This is a genomic window from Polyangium sorediatum (assembly GCF_029946465.1).
Lineage (GTDB): Bacteria > Myxococcota_A > Polyangia > Polyangiales > Polyangiaceae > Polyangium > Polyangium fumosum.
Window position 1 is genome coordinate 18,870 of sequence record NZ_JARZHI010000055.1, and the last position, 17,115, is coordinate 35,984.

A 17,115-nucleotide genomic window follows, 5' to 3' on the forward strand; every position below is an offset into this window, starting at 1 on the left:
AGGCTACCACGACCGCCCGCGAAGGCGTGGCGCGGCGCGGCTACGAGGCGGCCTTCCCCCGCGCGAATTGCTCGGCGTGGGCCATGGCGACCTCGGCCTCCTCGAAGAGCTCGTCCGGCGGCTGCGCCTCCTTGCCGTCTCGCTCCGCCTCCCAGCGGAAACCTCGCCGCTCTCCCGGGGCCTCGGGCTTCCACGTGAGCTTGAGCTTGTAGCCGTTCAGCTCGGCCACGTACGTCCCGTCGTGCTCCAGCTGCCAGATCGAAACCGTCGCGTGAAGATGCATCTCTCCCTCGTCACGTCCCGCGCCTGTCCCTCAAGAAGATCGCTCCATCACGATCCGCAAGAGGGGCGGGAGCCTTCGCACGTCGCCCGGCACCTTGATGGAGGGGCCGCCGACCACCGAGCTCATGAGGCACGTCCCGGCGCGCGGCAGGTGTTCCATCCAGTACACGTCGAACTTGTCCTCGTGCGCGACGCGCCGCAAGAAAGGTTCGAGCGGCAGCACGAGCCCCTCGCGCCACCGCGCCAGGTACGTCACGTTCGCGAGCCGCATCGGGCTGTTCAGCCCGAGCCGCCGCCGCGTGCCCGTGTTGAACGGGCCCGTATGATCGATGAACTCGACGGTCTGCAGATCGCCGTACAGATCCGGCTCCGTCTTCTCGACCGTGACGAGCGTCCACGCGCAGAGCGGCCGCAGCGCCCGGAGGAGCGTGCGCGTCATCTGCTCGAACTCGGGCAGATCGGCCGCCGCGCGGGCCTCGTTGTAGTGGCCGTGCGCGAAGCTGTTGCGCTCGACCTGCATCAGGTTCGAGAGCGTCTCGAACGTCTGGTTCTGCGAGAGCCGCACGCCGAGCACGTCACGCACGAGCGCGCCGATCGGATCGTCACGCCCTTCAAAACCCTTCGCCGCGGCCCGCGCGATCTCGCGCCAGGTTCCGAGCGCGAAGCCGTCGCGCGAGCCGTGCCGCTTGTAGAGCTCGACCATCGCGTCGAAGCCCGGCGCAGCCTCCCCGCCGCCCTCGGCCGGCCGCCGCGCGAAGTACGCCGAGAGCAGCACGGTCGCGATGAACCGCCACGTGCCCTCGAGCACGTCGAAGAGCATCTTCACGCGCTCGATCGCGCTCGACGCAGCGATCGCGGCGTGCACGCGCCCCGAGATCGGATAGGGCAGGCCGCCGCTCAACGCCGAGAGCACCCCGTGCGGATCGGCGCACTCGCGCGCGAGCTCCTGCGCCCGCGTCTGCACGTCGCCGTGCAACACCTCCCACGAGAGCGTGCGCGGCAGCTCCACCTTGCCGTCGAGGATCGGTGGCCGCGCGTGCCAGTCGCACTGCACCGCGCTGCCGAGCGCGACCGCGTCGACCTTCCGCGTCACGCACGCCGCCACCACGCCCGGCGCCATCGGCGCGACGATCGCGGCTTGCCCCGCGTGCGTCGCCGCCACGGCCGCGAGCTCCTTCTCCAGCGCCGCCACCACGTGCGGCCCCACCGCGTCGAGCGCCTTCTGCTCCTCGATCGCGAAGAGCAGCGTCGTCCGCTTCGTGTCGATCGACGCGCCGAGCACCTCTTGCACGCTCGACACCCGCGCGCCCGGCACGCTCGAACGCAGCGCCGCGACCGCCTGCCCCGACGTCTCCGAGAACGCGCTCATCGCGTGCAGCGCGAGCTCGAGCTCGCGCCCCGCGTCGCTCCCGTCGCCGGAGAGCGTCCAGTACCCGCAGGCGAACGACCGACCGTCGACCGCCGTGCGCGCCGACGCGACCCACGCGCGCCCCTTCTCCGCGACCTCCGCGGCCTCGCCGGCCACGAGGACCACGGCCGTCTCCTCGACGAGCCCCACCGCGACGCCCGGCGACGCGCGATGGATCGCCACCGCCGCGAGCGCCCCCGCCGGATACTCCGCGCCGCCCGCGCGCGCCGCCGACGGCTGCGCCTTCACGAGCAGGAGCGCGCCGCCGCGCTTGCGCTGCAGGAACGACGCGATCTCCTGTTCGAGCCCCGCGCGCCCGAGCAGGCCCGTCGTCGCGTCCACGGTCCCCGCGGGCACGGTCGGCGTCACGTAGCGCCGATCCACCATCGTCGCTCGCATGCCTCCGACCTGCACGAACGTCCCGTGGACGAGCGCCGCTTCTTCCCCTCGCGCGAGCGCGTGCGCGCCGACCTGCACCGGCACGCTGCACTCGGTGCGCCGCCGCAACCACCAGCGCACGCCGTCGTGCCGCAGCGTCGCGGCGAGGCGCGAGGCCACGTCCGGGTAGACGAGCTCGTTGCGCTCCTCGCCCACGCGCTCGACGCGCCCGAGCCGCAGCACGCCCACCGGCGAAAGCCGCAGCTCGAACAAGCCCCCGTCCCGCGTCTCCACGCGCAGCCGATCGGGCGCGTTCACCTCGCCGCGCCAGAGCGAAAACGCGGGGGACGCGCTCAGCCACAACGTCGCGCCTCCCACGGTGTACGTGCGCAGCTCCGCGCCCGGCGCCTCCGCGCCGCTGTCGCTCTTCTCGCGAGGCGCCTCGACGTCGCCCGGCGCGGTCGGTCCCGGCCGAGGGTTCATCGGCGTATCCGCGTCGAGCGTCGGGAGCGACGGGCGTGCCGGCCCCGCCTCGACGCGCATCGAGCCGGGGCCTTGCGAGCGCTCGAGATCCGGCACGGCTTCGAGCAAGGCCGTGAGAAACTCCTCGGCCGCGGGAAACCTCTCGCCCCGATCGCGCGCCATCGCGCGCCGCACCACGCGCCCGAGCGGCTCCGGCAGCCCTGGCACGAGCGACCCGAGATCGGGCGGATCCCGATGGCAGATGGCGATGACGAGCCGCGCGAACGTCGGCTCCGAGAACGGCGGCGCGCCGGCGAGCGCCTCGTACAGGATCGCGCCCATCGACCAGATGTCCGTGCGCGGATCGATGTCGTCGAGCGCCTCGATCTGCTCGGGCGACATGTAGAACGGCGTCCCCACCGGCGTCCCGACCCGCGTCAGCGGATCCTGCGCGGACAGGCTCGACGCGGCCACGAGCTCCGCCTCGCTGCCGAGCACCTTCGAGAGACCAAAATCGACGATCTTGACGTGCGTCTTTCCGTCATCGGCGTCGACGAGGAAGACGTTCTGCGGCTTCAGATCCCGATGCACCACGCCGGCCGTGTGCGCGCGCCGGAGCCCCCGCAGCGCCTGGGCCGCGATCGCCGCCGCTTGTGGCACGCTCATTCGGCCGAGACGCCGCAGGCGCGTCGCGAGATCCTCGCCTTGCAAGAGCTCCATCACGAGGAACGGCTCGCCTGCCTCCGTCTCCCCCGTGTCGAAGATCTGCACGATGTGCGCGCTCTCGATCGCCGACACCGCGCGCGCCTCGCGGTGGAAGCGCGCCCGCACCGATGCATCCGCGCCTGCCGGCGTGCGGAGGAACTTCAGGGCGACGCGCTTGCCGATCGCGACGTTCTGCGCCTCGTAGACGCTCCCCATCCCGCCGCGCCCGATCAGGCGCAGGACCCTGTACTTCCCGGCGGCAAGCGTGCCGATTCGAGGGTCCGTCCCGCTGCTCTCCGCGCCCGTCACACGTAGGCCCGTCCCTGCGCGGCTCCGTGCCGCCACTCTGTATCGGGCCACCATCGCCCGGAGAGGTCAACGGTCATTCACCACCGCCCGCGATCGGGCCGACGATCTCCCGGGATCTGCGGGGCGTCCGTGAAGCTTTCCGGCACCTCTCCGTCTGACGCCAGCGCTCGCCGGGGGGCGGAAATGGCCTTGGGTGTGCGAGCGTTCGTGGGGCGCCGAACGAGACACCGCTTCCCGGCATCTCCCTTGCGGAACCGGGCGTCGGGTCCGGTATTCTCGCGGTCAAGGCGGCGAGAAGGGAACGCGCACGCCGCACACGCTGTCAGGAGCCGTATGGGAGACACGCACAAGGATTTGGTCTTCTCGATCCCCCTGCCCGGAGGTCGTGTCGCGCGGGTGCCGATCGACGTGCTCGAGCAATACGTCGACCCGACCGCCCGGCTCGCGCACGGCGCCGAGGCCGAGGAAGAAGACGTGACCGCGCACTCGATGTCGGTCGACCCCACGACCGGCGCCAGCGTCTGGCACACCGACTGGGAGCTCGGGCAATGCGATTACAAGGACGAGAACGGCTATCCGCAGTCCGCCTACGCATGGCACCGCCACCCCCTCGGCAACGAGTACACCGAAATCTACCAGAAGTGACCTCGACCCCTCGCTCCCCCGAGCCTCGCCGACCAGGGCGCCTGCTGCGCGCGGCGCTCGGCGCTTCTTTCCTCGTCCCGCTCGTGTTTCCTGCCTGCCTCACGCCGGGGTATCCGCTGGCCCCGAGCGGGCAGGTCGACATCCGCGTCCACGTCGCGGGCTCCCTCTTCGCGGCCGACACGCTCGACGAAGCCGGAACGCCCGTCCTTCCTCGCCAGCAGCCCTTCGAGACCGGCGTCACCTTGTTCCTCGCGGAGGGCGGCGCGCCGGCGTACGGCGGGTTCGTCACGGTACGCGTCGACCCGCCCGAGGCCCTCGTCCTCGGGCCTTACCCGAAGGAGTCCGACCCCACCTGCCAGGAGATCGAAGGCGCGTTTCGATGCACCGCGTCGAGCGAAGGGTACGCGCGCTTCGTCGTCTCCTCGCAGAGCGACTGGTCCGGCAGCGCGTCGATCATCGTGAGCTGGGCCGAGCAGATGAAGGAAGAGGACATCCAGATCCTGCCGGCCGGTCTGCCCGACTCCGCCACGAACTTCACGATGCTCGTCGCCGGCCTCGACGAGTCGCTCGACGGCGCCCGCGTCCTGCCGACCTTCCTCGCGCTCAAGTGCACCGTCGGCCCGCTGCCCGATGATTTGGGCTCCAAGTGGCGGCCCGGCGCCATCCGCTCCCGCGAGGCGTTCGTCCGCGCCACGCCGCCCTCGAACGCGCCCGGCGTCGTGGAAAACGCGCCCGTCATCGTCGAGTCCCTCTTCAGCGAGGCCGCCCTCTCCACCACGTCCGATTGCGCCGAGCGCAAGACACGCCTGCGCGTCCTGCTCGGCTCGACCGGCGAGAGCGAGCGCTTCTTCCTCTGCTTCAGCGACATCGGCGGCGAGGCCGACTTCGCGGTCACCTCGGGCCAGAAGCAGCTCGATCCCGGCCCGACGGTCCTCGTCGATCCGGAGCCGCGCCTGCTCCGCGTCCGCGCGCTGCAGAGCGTCGTCGGCACCGGCCTCGGCGGCGAGGTTGATCTCTTCGAGGTCAGCGCCTTCGACGTGAACCGCGTCCGCATCGTCATGCCCGTGGATCTCCGCGTCGAGGGCAGCGAGTACCTCTCCATCGATCAGGCCAGCGTGACGCTCGACAAGGAGCCGAACCCCGCGACCACCCTCTCCGCCACGCCGAAGTACCCCGGCACAGCGCGCCTCCACGTCACGCCGCGGCTCCTCTCGAGCCCCGACTGCGCCTCCGATCCGATCAGCGTCGTCGAAGCGCCCTGACCCTCGCACCGCCTCCACCCGAGCGATGACCCCCATGCGACAAGCCCCCCTCGCCGCCTCTCGCGTCCCCGACGAAAGCGCCTCGCGTGCCCGCCCTTCTCGCGCGTCGCTGCTCCGCCTCCTCGCGCTCTTCGGCGTCGCAGCATCGCTCTCGCTCGCGGGCCCCGTCGCCGCGCAGAGCGAGGACGACGACACGGGCGGCGGCGATGATTCCGACACACCCGAGCCCACGACGACACGCGTCAACACGCCCACGGGCTCGGCCCCGATGCCCGCGGATTTCAGCGGCAGCTTGCAGATCGTGCGGGGCCCGGCGACCGCGAACGGCGGCGCCACGCCGGGGACGGCGCCCGAGATCTTCCCCGAGGCGAGCCGCGTCTTCATGAGCGTCCGCGACACCGACCCCGTCCCGATCGAGACGGCGCGCCGCGGCGGCCCGTGGCTCTGCTCCACGGGGCAGTGCTCGACCACGCTCGGCGACGCCGGCCAGAGCCGCATCGGCGACGACATGCTCCGCTCGATCAAGCTCCAGACGCCGACGCTCCCCTTGCCGCTCACGATCTGGGGCCGCCTCGACGAGCAGGGCCGGCGCACGCTCGACTTCGACCCCGTCCTCCTCGGCCGCAGGGACTACCGCCACGTCTGCGCCTATCCGCCCGTCACGCCAAACGACAAACCCGGGCCGCGCAAGGTCGACAAGGCCCCGCTCTGCCGCGACGACGTCCCGGTCCCGCCCCTGCCCGACTCGGCCGAGGTCCTGCTCGGCATGCAGTGGCCCAAGCAGTCCGAGATGGCCGACTTCCGCTACCTCGCCATCGTCGATAGCTGCGGCAACGCCCGCGTCCAGCCCTTCCAGCGCACCTTCACCGTCCCCGTCTTCGAGGTCGCCTCCGGCGGCTGCGGCAAGGCCGACGGCAAGGTCCTCCGCATCTTCCCGAGCGGCGGCTGGCTCCGCGTCACCGCGTTCAACCTCGACAACACCGCGGCCGGCACCGTCGTCAACGCCACCTACCGCGTCTCGGTCCCGCCGCTGGAGAACCTCGTCGAGTCGAACCCGGCGCGCATGCTCTTCCCCGATCCGCAGCTCGAGGACCTCAAGGTCGACTGCGGCCCCGCCATACGCAGAACCTCCGGCATGCCGTCCGCGCCGCCCGCGAGCCCGTCCGCGCCCCCGCCCGGCGTGATGGCCAAGCGGGCCGCCGCCGCGCCTCCGCCCGACGCCGCACCGAAGGCCGCACCGAAGGACGACGCCCCCGAGGACGCCACACCTCGCGCCCCGGAAGCCGCCGATCTCGCGCCGCGCGCTGCCCCGAAGCCCGGGGACAAACCCGCTGTCACGGCCGCCGCGAAAAAACCTGCGCCGAAGGCGTCCCCCGTCGCGCCCAAGACCTCGCCGATGGGGCCGCCGCGCCCGTCGCTCCCGATGAAGGCCACCGCGCCCGCGGGTCCCGGCCCGCAGCCGCTCGCGCACATGTCGCTCGTCATCGCGCCCGAGCCGCTCCGGCAAGGGGTTTGTCGCGTCCGCCTCTCCGGCTCGACCAAGGGCCGCCTCGTCGCCCCGCTCGCGCTCTACGTCTCGCTCACGCGCACCGATCGCACCTCGAACGGCGCGCCGATCGAGCTGCTCAACGATCACAAGTGGATCGTCACGCCCAACTCGGCCGAGTTCCAGCTCCCGCCCCTCGCGGAGAACTTCGACGGCGACTCGCGCCTCCGGCTCGCGGTCTACAGCGATCCTTTGAACACCGACGGAAAGGTCGTCCTCGTCTCCGATGCCGCGCGCGTCGCGGCCTCCCTGCGATCAGGCGGCGAGGCCACCCCCGAAGCCGCGCGCAGGCTCATCGGCTCGGCCACCATCCACTCCGTCCCGCTCTGCGGCGAGTCGAACTTCGAGACCCTCGAAGCCGCCGGGAGCTGCCTCCGCGCCTACCTCACGATCCCGGCCATGCTGGCCACGCTCCAGATCACGCGCGCGCCCTGGCTCGAACGGCCCCTCGTCACGCGCAGCGTCCTCAGCGCCGTCGGCGTCGCCCTCGCCGTCGACAGCTACGATCCCGTCCGGCGCCGCGCCTTCCCCATCGCCGGCCAGCTCGGCGGCTCCATCCAGCAGCTCGGCGACGGCCGCGTCGGCCTCCTCGGCTACCTTGGCGTCGCCCCCACCATCCCGGTCCTCGGCGACGGCGGCAACACGACCTCCTTTGGCTTCCTCGCCGGCATCGGCCTCTCCTACATCACGAACGAGAGCGGCCCCGACGAGGGCCTCAAACCCGCGGCTTTCCTCTCCGTCGTCGTTCAGGTCGGACAGGCCACACCCCAGGTTTCGGGCTCCAGCCGGGCTGTGTTCGGCACTTACCAGGGGGAGTGATAAGCTCGTGGACCAGGGCCGCCGCCCCTCCCCGCACCCCGACCCAAGCTTCGCCAGCACCACGTGAACGAAGGAGACCTCGTCGCCGGACGGTACCGACTCCTCCGCCCCATCGGACGGGGCGCGATGGGCACCGTATGGGCCGGCCGACACGAGCTGCTCGGGCGTGACTTCGCCCTCAAGTTCGCGCGCCTGCCGCTCCGCGCAGGCCCCGAGACACGCGCGCGTTTCCTCCGCGAAGCGCAGGCCATCGGCCGCCTTCGCCATCCCAACGTCGTCGACGTCGCGGACTTCGGCGAGGTCGCCCCGGGCGGCGGCCTCTACCTCGCGATGGAGCTGCTCGAAGGCCAGTCGCTCGCCGCGCGCATCGAGGAGCAAGGCGCGCTCCGCCCCGCCGAGGCCGTCGCGATCGCAGCCGAGATCGCCCGCGGGCTCGCCGCCGCGCACGCCGCGGGCATCGTGCATCGCGACATCAAGCCCGAGAACATCTTTCTCGCCCGTGGGATGCGCGGCGGTTTGGTCCCCAAGCTCCTCGATTTCGGCATCAGCAAGCAGCAGCAAGCCGACGAGACCCCCTCCACGATGAACGGCGTGCCCTTCGGCACCCCCGCGTACATGAGCCCCGAGCAAGCCCTCGGCGAGCTCGACGTCGATCACCGCTCCGACGTGTGGTCACTCGGCGTCGTGCTGCACGAGATGCTCGCCGGCAAGCACCCGTTCGTCGCGCCAAACTACCAGGCGCTCATGACGAAGATCGCCGAGTCGCCCCCCACGCCGCTCGACACGTCGGTGCCCGAGGTCGTGCGCGGCATCGTGACGAAGTGCCTCCAGAAACATCCCGCCGATCGGTTCGCCGACGCCGACGCCCTCGCGACGGCGCTCGAAGACGCGCTCGGCAGGCTCGGTCCTTCGGGGGGCGTCGCGATCGAGCGCCCGCGCGCCTTGCCTTCGTTGCGCCCGCCCGCGAGCCCCGACGCCGTGCAAGCCTCGCCCTCGAAGCGTGGCCCCGCGCTCGCCGCCGCCGTCGTCGCGGCGGCCTTGCTCGCGGGCCTCGCCGCGGTCGCGCTCGGCGGAAAGCGCGACGCCGAGCCCCCGGCGCCCGCACCTCCTCCGACCGTGCCCAAGGCCGAGGCCCTCCCCACGCCGCAACCCACCGCGCTCCCGACGGCGGCGCCGAGCGCTGCGACCACGACCACGACCACGCATGCTCCTGGGACGCCGCGCAGCGCCAACACCGTGACGCACACGCCGCCTTCGGGATCGACCTCGGGAAAGGCCTCCGGACCTGCGGGGAAACGCCCCACGACGAACGTCAACGACCCGGGATTCTGAGGCCCACGCGACCCCGACCCGAGGCGAAGCGTGGTACCATCGTGGCCGAGGATCCGTTTTGCGTCGGTTTCACTCTCAGGCAGCCTGCGTGGGGATCGCCTTGCTCGCTGGCACCTCGTGGCCGACGCGTGTGGGGGCGGACGAAGCTCCCACGGCGGCCGAGCTGAAGGAGGCGCGCGAGCAGTTCACGCGGGGTCGGCAGCTCGAAGACGAGGGCAAGTTCGCCGAGGCGCTCGTGCTCTTCCAGCGCGTGGGTCACGTGAAGATGACCCCGCAGGTGCGCTTTCACCTCGCGCTTTGCCTGGAGCACCTCGGCAAGCTGGCCGAGGCGCTGGAGACGTTCCGGATCGCCGCCCGTGAAGCGACGCCGAGCGCGCCGAACGTCGTGATCGAAGCGAACCAGCACGTCGAGGCGCTCGAGAAACGCGTGCCGACGCTGACGGTCGTGGTCGAGAACGCGAGCCCGGGAGACGAGATCTCGCTGGAGGGCCGGCGGCGGGTCACCGCGGGGTCCGCGCTTCGGATGGATCCCGGAGGGTACACCCTCACGTTGCGGCGGGACGGCGCGGTCGTGAGCGAGCAACGCGTCACGCTCGAAGAAGGCAAGAGCCTGCGGGTCGAGCTCTCGGCCACGGGGGGCGGGGGCGGCGGGTACGCGCCGGGCTCGATCCAGCGAACGCTCGGCTGGAGCGCGGTCGGCCTCTCGGCAGCATCGCTCGTCACCATGGGCGTCTTCATCGGACTGCGCGCGGATCGGCTCGCGCAGGTCGAGGCCGCTTGCCCGACGCACATCAACTGTGATCCCTCGGTCGCGCCGCTCGCGAACGAGGGCGCGACGTACGCGACGCTCGTCAACGTATTCGCCGGGCTCACGGGGGCGGCGGCCGTCGCGGGCGTCGCGCTCTTGCTCACGGCGCCGGCGCCTGCTGCGACCGCGCCGCGCGCGGCCTTGCGTTTGACCCCCGTGTTCGCTCCGGGGATCACCTTTTTATCGGTCGAAGGGAGGTTCTGATGCTGCGAACGAGCCACGAGCGCTCTCGGCTGGTGTTCTTCTGCTGTCTGCTCCTCGGCCTCTCTGCATGCACGTTCCCGGCCATCGATTACGCCGAGCCGGACGAGAGCGGCGGGGAAGGCCCTGCGTGCGCGGCCACGCCCAAATGTGCGAACGACGTCGAGAGCTGCGCGAAGCAGGCCACGGGGCAGCGCAGCATGTGCGTGTCCCAGTGCGAAAAAGGCTGGCCGAGCGGGAGCAGCTTCGGCGGGGATTGCTCGGCGTGCGAAACCGCGCACGACACGGCCCTGAACAACTGCGTCGCGCAATGCGAGACCTGCAGCGCATCCGGCGGCTGCACGAACGCGCTCGACAGTTGCCGCGCGCTGCTCGGCTTCCCCTGAGCACGCGCCCCGCGCCCGCCCGCCTGCTGCGTCCGTGACGACCGCGTCAACCACGCGTGACGGCCGTGTGTCAAACCTTTTCCGCGCGACAATGAGCGAATTCGACCCCCAAGGCGCCGCGTCGGTCGCGGGGAATAGCCGTATGCACGGAATTATCCTGCAATGGATGGTTTGGCGAAGATGGTCGTTGCAATGACCACCTCTTGAATTGCGGGATTGGTGAAATAATCTCGAAAAAGAGAAAGCCCCGACGTGCACAGGGCACGTCGGGGCTCGTCGAACCACACGAAGACGCTTTACTTTTTCTCTTCGTCTTCGGGGGGCGTGGTCATCATGCCGAGCACCTTCGCGCCGGCCTGCTTGGCCCCGTCCAGCGCGGCGATGAGACGCGCGTAGTTCGCCTTGTCGTCGGCGATGAAGAAGACGATCTTGTCGTCCTCCTTCCGCCGCTCGAGCTTCGACTTCAGCTTGTCGACGTATTCTTCGTTCGTGACCTTGTCGTAGTTGATCTTGAAATCACCCTCGGTCCCGATACGAACCACGAGCTGATCGGGCGGCACTTCCGTGACCGTCTCGACCTTCTCCGTCTCGGGCACGCGTACGTCGAGGTTCTTCTCGAGCAGCGGCGTGACGACCATAAAGATGATCAACATCACGAGCACGACGTCGATGAGGGGCGTGACGTTGATGTCCGAGTTCGGCGGATTGGCGGGCTTGATCGCCACCCTTCTCGTCTTTCTGCTCATCTCGTTCGGCTCCGCTGGCTCTACTTCTGCTCTTCAACGCCGAGGGCCACGCTCTTCGCGCCTGCTTTCCGCGACAGCTCCATGACTTCGCGGACGTCGCCCACGGTCAGCGTCTGGTCGCCCTTGAGCAGGATCTTCCGCCCCGGCTTCTCTTCGAGGACCGCCTTCAACGCCGGCGTAAAGCCCTCTTTGTCGTACTCGTTGCTCTCGATGTAGATGTGCTTGTCCGTCGTCACCGAGAGGATGATCGGATCGCTGTCCTTGTTTTCCTCGTCGATCGACTTGGACTGGGGCAGCTTCACGTCCTTGCCGCGCTGGAGCATGGGCGTGATGACCATGAAGATGATCAGAAGAACAAGGACGACGTCGACGAGCGGCGTGACGTTGATGTCGTTCTTTACGCTGCCCTTCTTCGGGCCGACTGCCATTCCCATGAGAACACCTACTCCCTCTCAGGGGTCGCCCTCGCCGAAGCCGCGCGCGCCAGCAAAGGCGCGCCCGCTCCACGAGGGCGGGCTTTTCTAGGCCGCGGCCTCGCTCTCCTCGCCCTCTTCTTCCTCCTCCTCACGCGGCCCCTCGGCGAGGCGACGCGCGACCAGATCGAGGAACTCGTTCGAGGACTCGGAGATGTCGACCGCACGCGCGTCGACCCAGCCGGCGAGGAAGTTGAACGCCATGACGGCGGGAATCGCGACGAGCAGACCGAAGGCCGTCGTGATGAGCGCCTCGGCGATACCGGCGGAGACCGTCCCGAGACCACCGGAGCCGCTCGCGGCCATCTTCTCGAAGGCGGTGACGATACCCATGACGGTACCGAGCAGACCGACGAACGGCGCCGTGGAGCCAACCGTCGCCAGCCAGCCGTGACCACGCTTCAGGACCGCGAGCTCGCGGGCCTGCTGACGCTCGAGGGCGCGCGCGACAGACTCGAAGCAGAGGTCCTTGTCGCCGTGAACCGAGCCCTTGTAGGCCACGAGGCCCGAACGGATCGTGCGGCCGAGGTAGCCGATGTCCTTGCCGAACTTGGCGTCCGCCGCAGCGTCGAGATCGCCGTTCGCCAGGAGGGAGGCCATCTTCGCAGCGAACACCTTCGAGTCGGACATCGACTTGAAAGACATCACGAGCCTCTCGCCCAGGACGAGGAGGGACGTGAGGCTCATGACGCCCATCACGATCACGACCAGGCGGGCAAAAAGCCCCATTTCACGCCAAAGTCCACTCAGTGAAAAATCCATGGTTTCGGTCGCGCCTCCCTCGCGCGTTCTCTTGGTGACTCGAGTGTTCGGTGCTCTGGAGATCGCCCGCACTCCCGTGCGTGGCCCGTGTCTTCAGCGGGTGGGCATCACCAGGCGAATCGTAAAGGTGTAGTTGACCCTCTGCGCTTTGCCGTTGAACATGACCGGCGTATAGCGCTGCGAGGCGAGCGTCCGGAGAACGGCAGCGTCCATGTGGGGCAACCCCTTGATGATGGAGCAGCCCTCGACGCTCCCCGACTCCGTGATCACGCAGCGCGCAATCATGACGCCCTCCACACGCGCGGCCAGAGCCTCGGACGTGTGGCGAATCTCGGGGCCCGAGACCTTCGACGGGCGCGTCATTCCCGCCCCGAACGGAATCGTGACGTTCTGGGGAGGCGGAGGCGGAGGCGCCGGATTGCCGAGCACACCACCGACCACGCCACCGACCACGCCGCCGGGCACGCCGCCGGGCACGCCGCCAGGCACGCCGCCCTCTTCGCCCTCGCCCTCTTCTTCCTTGGCTTCGGGCTCGGGCTCCTTCTCCGGTGGCTTCTCGTCCGGCTTGGGCTCCTCTTTCGTCTCGACGATCGTGTCCGGCTTTTTCACCGGCTTCGGTTTCTCGATCGGCTTGACTTTTTTGCCCCCCGCCGGAGGCGGTGGAGGCGGCGGAGGTGGAGGCGGAGGCGCTGGGGCGACGAACGTCACCTCCGGCAGATCCGTCTTCTTCTCCACCGGTCTCGTCGTGATGTACAGGACGAGCGCGAAGATGAGGGCGTGGACTACCACCGACAGCACGGCGCCCGTGCCGAGGCGGCTCTTGGGGATGTTGTCGCGGCCTAGAACCGAGTCGAACATGAGCCTTGAGCCCTGATAGTCGAAATCGTCTGCCGGGGCGAGCCAAAGAAGACGGGGGCCCCGCAATTCTTGCGGTTGGGGGGGAAACGAATTCTAGAGAGCCCCCCAGCGCCGGGTCCGGGGATGGGTCGTTGCATGTCCTTCCCGGTTCCGAACGCCCCCCGAACGGGGCGTGACGGCGGCAAACCGCGGCGCGCACGTGGGTGCGTCGCGCCCATCCTCATGCGCGAAGGCACGTGCGCGGGGCTTGTCGAGGTGCGTCTCGGAACGTCCACGCCGGGGCTCGTCGGGGGGGTGTGTCCGGGCGTCTCACAGAAAGAGTTACGTGGAGCCCGCAGAAAGTGTTGTTGACGGTCACGGAACATGAGTATAGTCGGCCGCCTTTTCGACACTTGGCCCACTTCTGGAGGGATGGAGGGCTCGTGATATTCAGAGACAGACTAGGCCTGTTGGCCGCGATTGTGCCGTCAGTCGTCATGGTCGCCGGATCGGCGTATGCAGCCGACGGCGTGATCACCGGCCAGGTGCGTAACGCGGCTACGAAAGCACCCGTTGCGGACGTCGTCATCACGGTGACGTCCCCCGCGCTGCAGGGTGAGCAGATCGTCGTGACGGATGCGGGTGGTAACTTCCGCGTTCCGCAGTTGGCCCCCGGTGAGGGCTATACCGTTCGCGCAGACAAGGAGCAGTACAAGCCCTTCTCGCGCGGCGGTATCAAGCTCACCAGCGGCTCGACGATCCGCGTCAACCTGGAGCTTCTGCCGGAGAACATCCAGGCGGGCGAAGAGATCGTCGTCGTCGGCAAGCCGCCGGTCATCGACGTTGGCTCCTCGCGCGTCGCGGTAACCATCGACAGCGAGTTCACGCGCCGCGTGGCCGTGAACCCCCCTGCCGCCAAGGGCGGCGCGACGCGCTCCTTCGAGAGCCTCGCGGCCGTCGCGCCCGGCGCCAACGCCGACGCGTACGGCGTGTCCGTGAACGGCACGTCGTCGCCCGAGAACGGCTTCATCATCGACGGCGTCTCCGCGAACGACCCGGCGTTCGGCATCCTCGCGGTGCCGCTCTCGGCCGAGTTCGTGAAAGAGGTCAACGTCATCACGGCGGGTTACCTGCCGGAGTACGGCCGCAGCATCGGCGGCGTCATGGATGTCGTCACGAAGAGCGGCTCGAACGAGTTCCACGGCTCCGTCTTCGGGGCGATGACGCCCGGCGCGTTCGAGGGTCAGCGTACGCTGATCCCGCGCGCGGGGAACACGATCAACACGAATCCGACGCTCGGCTCGGTTCGTGACTTCGGCTTCGAGATCGGCGGCCCGATCCTGAAGGACAAGCTCTGGTTCTTCGCGGGCTTCAGCGTGGCGCTGCAGCGCTACCGCCTCGAGCGCGTTCTCAGCAGCCTGAACAACACGCTCGAAGACCGGACGATGCCGGATCCGATGAACCCGAACGGCCCGCAGGTCCCGGGGCAGGACGGCGTCGTCGAAGTGTACCCGACGATCGACCCGGCGACCGGCTACCAGACGGCGAGCCCGCTCCGGGGCGTCAATCCGCAGATCTACTACGCCGATCAGCAGACGACGCAGTACATCGGCAAGCTGACCTGGAACATCAACCAGGACCACAACATCAGCGTGACGGTGTTCGGCGCGCCGTCGACGTCCGGCGGCAACGGCACGTTCGGCTTCGACGCGCAGGACGGCGGCGTGGCGGTCGGCAACCTGGTCGGCCCGTACAACTCGCTCGCGGGCACGGTCGACCAGTTCAACAACAGCGTCGTGCTCAAGAGCTCGTCGGCGTTCGCGAACAAGAAGTTCCTGGTCGATGTGACCCTCGGCTGGGTCTACAACAGCATCGCGCAGGGCGCCGCGGACGGGTCGAACGTCAACGACATCAACGACCCCACGAAGCTCGCGTACATGCCGGGCATGACGTGGCGCCGCACGACCGGCGGTGCGCACCCGATCACCGACTTCGAGGCGCTCCCGGCGTCGGCGCAGGCGCAATGCGATCCGACGGGCGACGGGCGCTTCGTCAGCAACTTCTGCCCCGTTGCGTCGTACCGGACCGGCGGTCCGGGCCTGATGAACATCGCCACGAGCAACCGCTACCAGGGCCGCGTGATCGCGACGGCGCTGCTCAGCGCGCTCGGGCAGCACGTCATCAAGGCCGGCGTGGACTTCGAGGTCCTCAACTACACGAACACGAAGGGCTACGGCGGTGGCGTGTTCTTCCGCGAGAGCACGAGCGGCAACTTCGTCGCGGACTTCCGTCGTTACGGGTTCCTGCAGAGCCCTGACAACCCGGTCAACCTCGACGTGTTCGAGGCGACCTCGACCTCGACGACGGTCGGCGGCTTCATCCAGGACTCGTGGAACATCCTCGATCGGGTCACGGTGAACCTCGGCGTCCGGTACGACGCGCAGGTCGTGACGGGCAACGACGGCAACGTCGGTATCGCGCTGCCGAACCAGTGGTCGCCGCGTATCGGCGCGATCTGGGATCCGACCCGCGAGGGCCGAGCCAAGATCACGGCGAACTTCGCCCGGTTCTACCAGGCGATCACGCTGAACATGGTCGATCGCTCGTTCCCGGGTGAGCTCGGTCTCCAGAAGAACCGCTCGCTCAACGCGCCGAACTTCAACCCGCCGAAGAACGGCGTCTGCAACCCGCTCGATCCGGTGCAGGCCCGCGGGCCGGAGTGCAACAGCATCGACAACCTGGCCACGGCGACCTTCGAGTACGACCCGAACCAGAAGTACCTCATCACCGGCTCCGATCGCGTCCCGGTCGATCCGGATCTCAAGCCGCAGTCGTCGGATCAAATCGTCGTCGGCGGTGAGTACGAGATCATCACGGACGCGCGCATCGGCGGCGCTTACACCCGCCAGTGGCTGAACTACGCCATGGAGGACATGAGCCGCGACGAGGCGTCGACGTACTTCATCGGAAACCCCGGGTACGGCATCGCGAAGGACTTCCCCAAGGCCAACCGCGACTACGACTCCTTCATGGTGTATTTCCAGAAGGCCTTCTCGAACCAGTGGCTCGCGCAGGTCAACTACACCGTCTCGTGGAACCGCGGTAACCTCGCGGGTCTGTTCCGGCCGGAGACGGGCCAGCTCGATCCGAACATCAACTCGGACTTCGACCTGGTCTCGATCCTCGCGAACCGGACGGGCGATCTGCCCGGTGACCGTCGCCACGTGATCAAGGTGTTCGGCGCCAAGGAGTTCCAGCTCCCGGCGAACGTCACGATCAACGTCGGCCTCGGCTACCTCGGCCGCAGCGGCACGCCGCTGAACGTCCTCGGCTCGCACGCGCTCTACGGCGACTCCGAGGTGTTCATCCTGCCCCGCGGCGACGGAGGCCGTACGCCTTGGGTCCACAGCATCGACACGAACGTGACCTTCGGCTACCGCTTCTCGAAGGACAGCGCGCTGACCGTCGGTGTGGACGTCTTCAACCTGTTCAACTTCCAGCAGGCCCTGGGCTTCGACCAGAGGTACACCCTGGCGGACGTCCTGCCGATCGCGGAAGGGTCCGAGGCGAACCTCCACGGGAAGAAGGGTGAGGCGCCGACGGATACGAGCAAGAAGTTGCTCTACTCCGACGGCCGGGACTTCGATCCGGCGGACGTCAATCCCAACTGGAAGAACCCGACCAGTTATCAGACGCCGCGGCAGATCCGCATCAACGCGCGCGTGACCTTCTGATGGTTGGAAGGGAAAGGAAG

Annotated in this window: 13 protein-coding genes; 7 read left to right on the forward strand and 6 right to left on the reverse strand. The window is 69.1% G+C overall.

The features are described from left to right. Nucleotides 1-40 precede the first annotated feature (40 nt). Both QHF89_RS37460 and QHF89_RS37465 read right to left on the reverse strand, forming a co-directional pair. Nucleotides 41-283, reverse strand: a complete 243-nt coding sequence (locus tag QHF89_RS37460) for a hypothetical protein (protein WP_136972216.1) — start codon at nt 281-283, stop codon at nt 41-43. Nucleotides 284-313: 30 nt separating this feature from the next. Beyond that, on the reverse strand, nt 314-3,580 hold the full coding sequence (locus tag QHF89_RS37465) for a serine/threonine-protein kinase (RefSeq protein WP_284721430.1): 3,267 nt from the start codon (nt 3,578-3,580) through the stop codon (nt 314-316). Nucleotides 3,581-3,877: 297 nt separating this feature from the next. On the opposite strand from QHF89_RS37465, the gene QHF89_RS37470 reads away from it, so the two are divergent. From QHF89_RS37470 to QHF89_RS37495, 6 genes are all read left to right on the forward strand, one after another. Next, the gene (locus QHF89_RS37470) at nt 3,878-4,189 is read left to right on the forward strand and encodes a hypothetical protein (protein ID WP_136927812.1); all 312 of its coding nucleotides are present in this window, start codon (nt 3,878-3,880) and stop codon (nt 4,187-4,189) included. Then, the gene (locus tag QHF89_RS37475; RefSeq protein ID WP_136927813.1) at nt 4,186-5,451 is read left to right on the forward strand and encodes a hypothetical protein; all 1,266 of its coding nucleotides are present in this window, start codon (nt 4,186-4,188) and stop codon (nt 5,449-5,451) included. Before QHF89_RS37470 ends, QHF89_RS37475 begins: the two co-directional genes overlap by 4 nt. A 34-nt stretch (nt 5,452-5,485) precedes the next feature. After that, nucleotides 5,486-7,816 carry a hypothetical protein gene (locus QHF89_RS37480; RefSeq protein ID WP_136972214.1) on the forward strand — a complete coding sequence of 777 codons (2,331 nt, stop codon included), beginning with the start codon at nt 5,486-5,488 and terminating at the stop codon, nt 7,814-7,816. A gap of 63 nt (nt 7,817-7,879) precedes the next feature. Then, complete coding sequence (locus QHF89_RS37485) at nt 7,880-9,148, forward strand: serine/threonine-protein kinase (protein ID WP_136972213.1); 1,269 nt, start codon at nt 7,880-7,882, stop codon at nt 9,146-9,148. 88 nt (nt 9,149-9,236) lie between these two features. Next, nucleotides 9,237-10,160 carry a hypothetical protein gene (locus tag QHF89_RS37490; protein ID WP_136972212.1) on the forward strand — a complete coding sequence of 308 codons (924 nt, stop codon included), beginning with the start codon at nt 9,237-9,239 and terminating at the stop codon, nt 10,158-10,160. Beyond that, nucleotides 10,160-10,543 carry a hypothetical protein gene (locus QHF89_RS37495; protein WP_136972211.1) on the forward strand — a complete coding sequence of 128 codons (384 nt, stop codon included), beginning with the start codon at nt 10,160-10,162 and terminating at the stop codon, nt 10,541-10,543. Before QHF89_RS37490 ends, QHF89_RS37495 begins: the two co-directional genes overlap by 1 nt. 296 nt (nt 10,544-10,839) lie before the next feature. Here QHF89_RS37495 and QHF89_RS37500 read toward each other — a convergent pair whose 3' ends face one another. The 4 genes from QHF89_RS37500 to QHF89_RS37515 all read right to left on the reverse strand — a co-directional run bounded on the left by QHF89_RS37500 (nt 10,840) and on the right by QHF89_RS37515 (nt 13,382). Then, nucleotides 10,840-11,289 (reverse strand): ExbD/TolR family protein, encoded by a 450-nt coding sequence (locus QHF89_RS37500; RefSeq protein WP_136927818.1) that lies wholly within the window; start codon nt 11,287-11,289, stop codon nt 10,840-10,842. 20 nt (nt 11,290-11,309) lie between these two features. After that, nucleotides 11,310-11,723, reverse strand: coding sequence for an ExbD/TolR family protein (locus QHF89_RS37505; protein WP_136972210.1), 414 nt, complete (start codon nt 11,721-11,723; stop codon nt 11,310-11,312). Between the two features lie 87 nt (nt 11,724-11,810). Continuing rightward, complete coding sequence (locus QHF89_RS37510; RefSeq protein WP_136927820.1) at nt 11,811-12,524, reverse strand: MotA/TolQ/ExbB proton channel family protein; 714 nt, start codon at nt 12,522-12,524, stop codon at nt 11,811-11,813. Nucleotides 12,525-12,617: 93 nt separating this feature from the next. After that, entirely contained in the window at nt 12,618-13,382 is a 765-nt protein-coding gene (locus tag QHF89_RS37515) for an energy transducer TonB (protein WP_136927821.1), read from the reverse strand. 476 nt (nt 13,383-13,858) lie between these two features. Here QHF89_RS37515 and QHF89_RS37520 point away from each other — a divergent pair, with 476 nt between their 5' ends. Further along, entirely contained in the window at nt 13,859-17,095 is a 3,237-nt protein-coding gene (locus tag QHF89_RS37520; RefSeq protein WP_136972209.1) for a TonB-dependent receptor, read from the forward strand. Nucleotides 17,096-17,115: the final 20 nt, after the last annotated feature.

Excerpts from the sequence above, each read along its gene's own strand:
- QHF89_RS37495 (WP_136972211.1), top strand. The coding sequence starts at position 10,160 with ATGCTGCGAACGAGCCACGAGCGCTCTCGGCTGGTGTTCTTCTGCTGT.
- QHF89_RS37500 (WP_136927818.1), bottom strand. The coding sequence starts at position 11,289 with ATGAGCAGAAAGACGAGAAGGGTGGCGATCAAGCCCGCCAATCCGCCG.
- QHF89_RS37470 (WP_136927812.1), top strand. The coding sequence starts at position 3,878 with ATGGGAGACACGCACAAGGATTTGGTCTTCTCGATCCCCCTGCCCGGA.
- QHF89_RS37480 (WP_136972214.1), top strand. The coding sequence starts at position 5,486 with ATGCGACAAGCCCCCCTCGCCGCCTCTCGCGTCCCCGACGAAAGCGCC.
- QHF89_RS37520 (WP_136972209.1), top strand. The coding sequence starts at position 13,859 with ATGGTCGCCGGATCGGCGTATGCAGCCGACGGCGTGATCACCGGCCAG.
- QHF89_RS37515 (WP_136927821.1), bottom strand. The coding sequence starts at position 13,382 with ATGTTCGACTCGGTTCTAGGCCGCGACAACATCCCCAAGAGCCGCCTC.
- QHF89_RS37505 (WP_136972210.1), bottom strand. The coding sequence starts at position 11,723 with ATGGGAATGGCAGTCGGCCCGAAGAAGGGCAGCGTAAAGAACGACATC.
- QHF89_RS37460 (WP_136972216.1), bottom strand. The coding sequence starts at position 283 with ATGCATCTTCACGCGACGGTTTCGATCTGGCAGCTGGAGCACGACGGG.
- QHF89_RS37510 (WP_136927820.1), bottom strand. The coding sequence starts at position 12,524 with ATGGATTTTTCACTGAGTGGACTTTGGCGTGAAATGGGGCTTTTTGCC.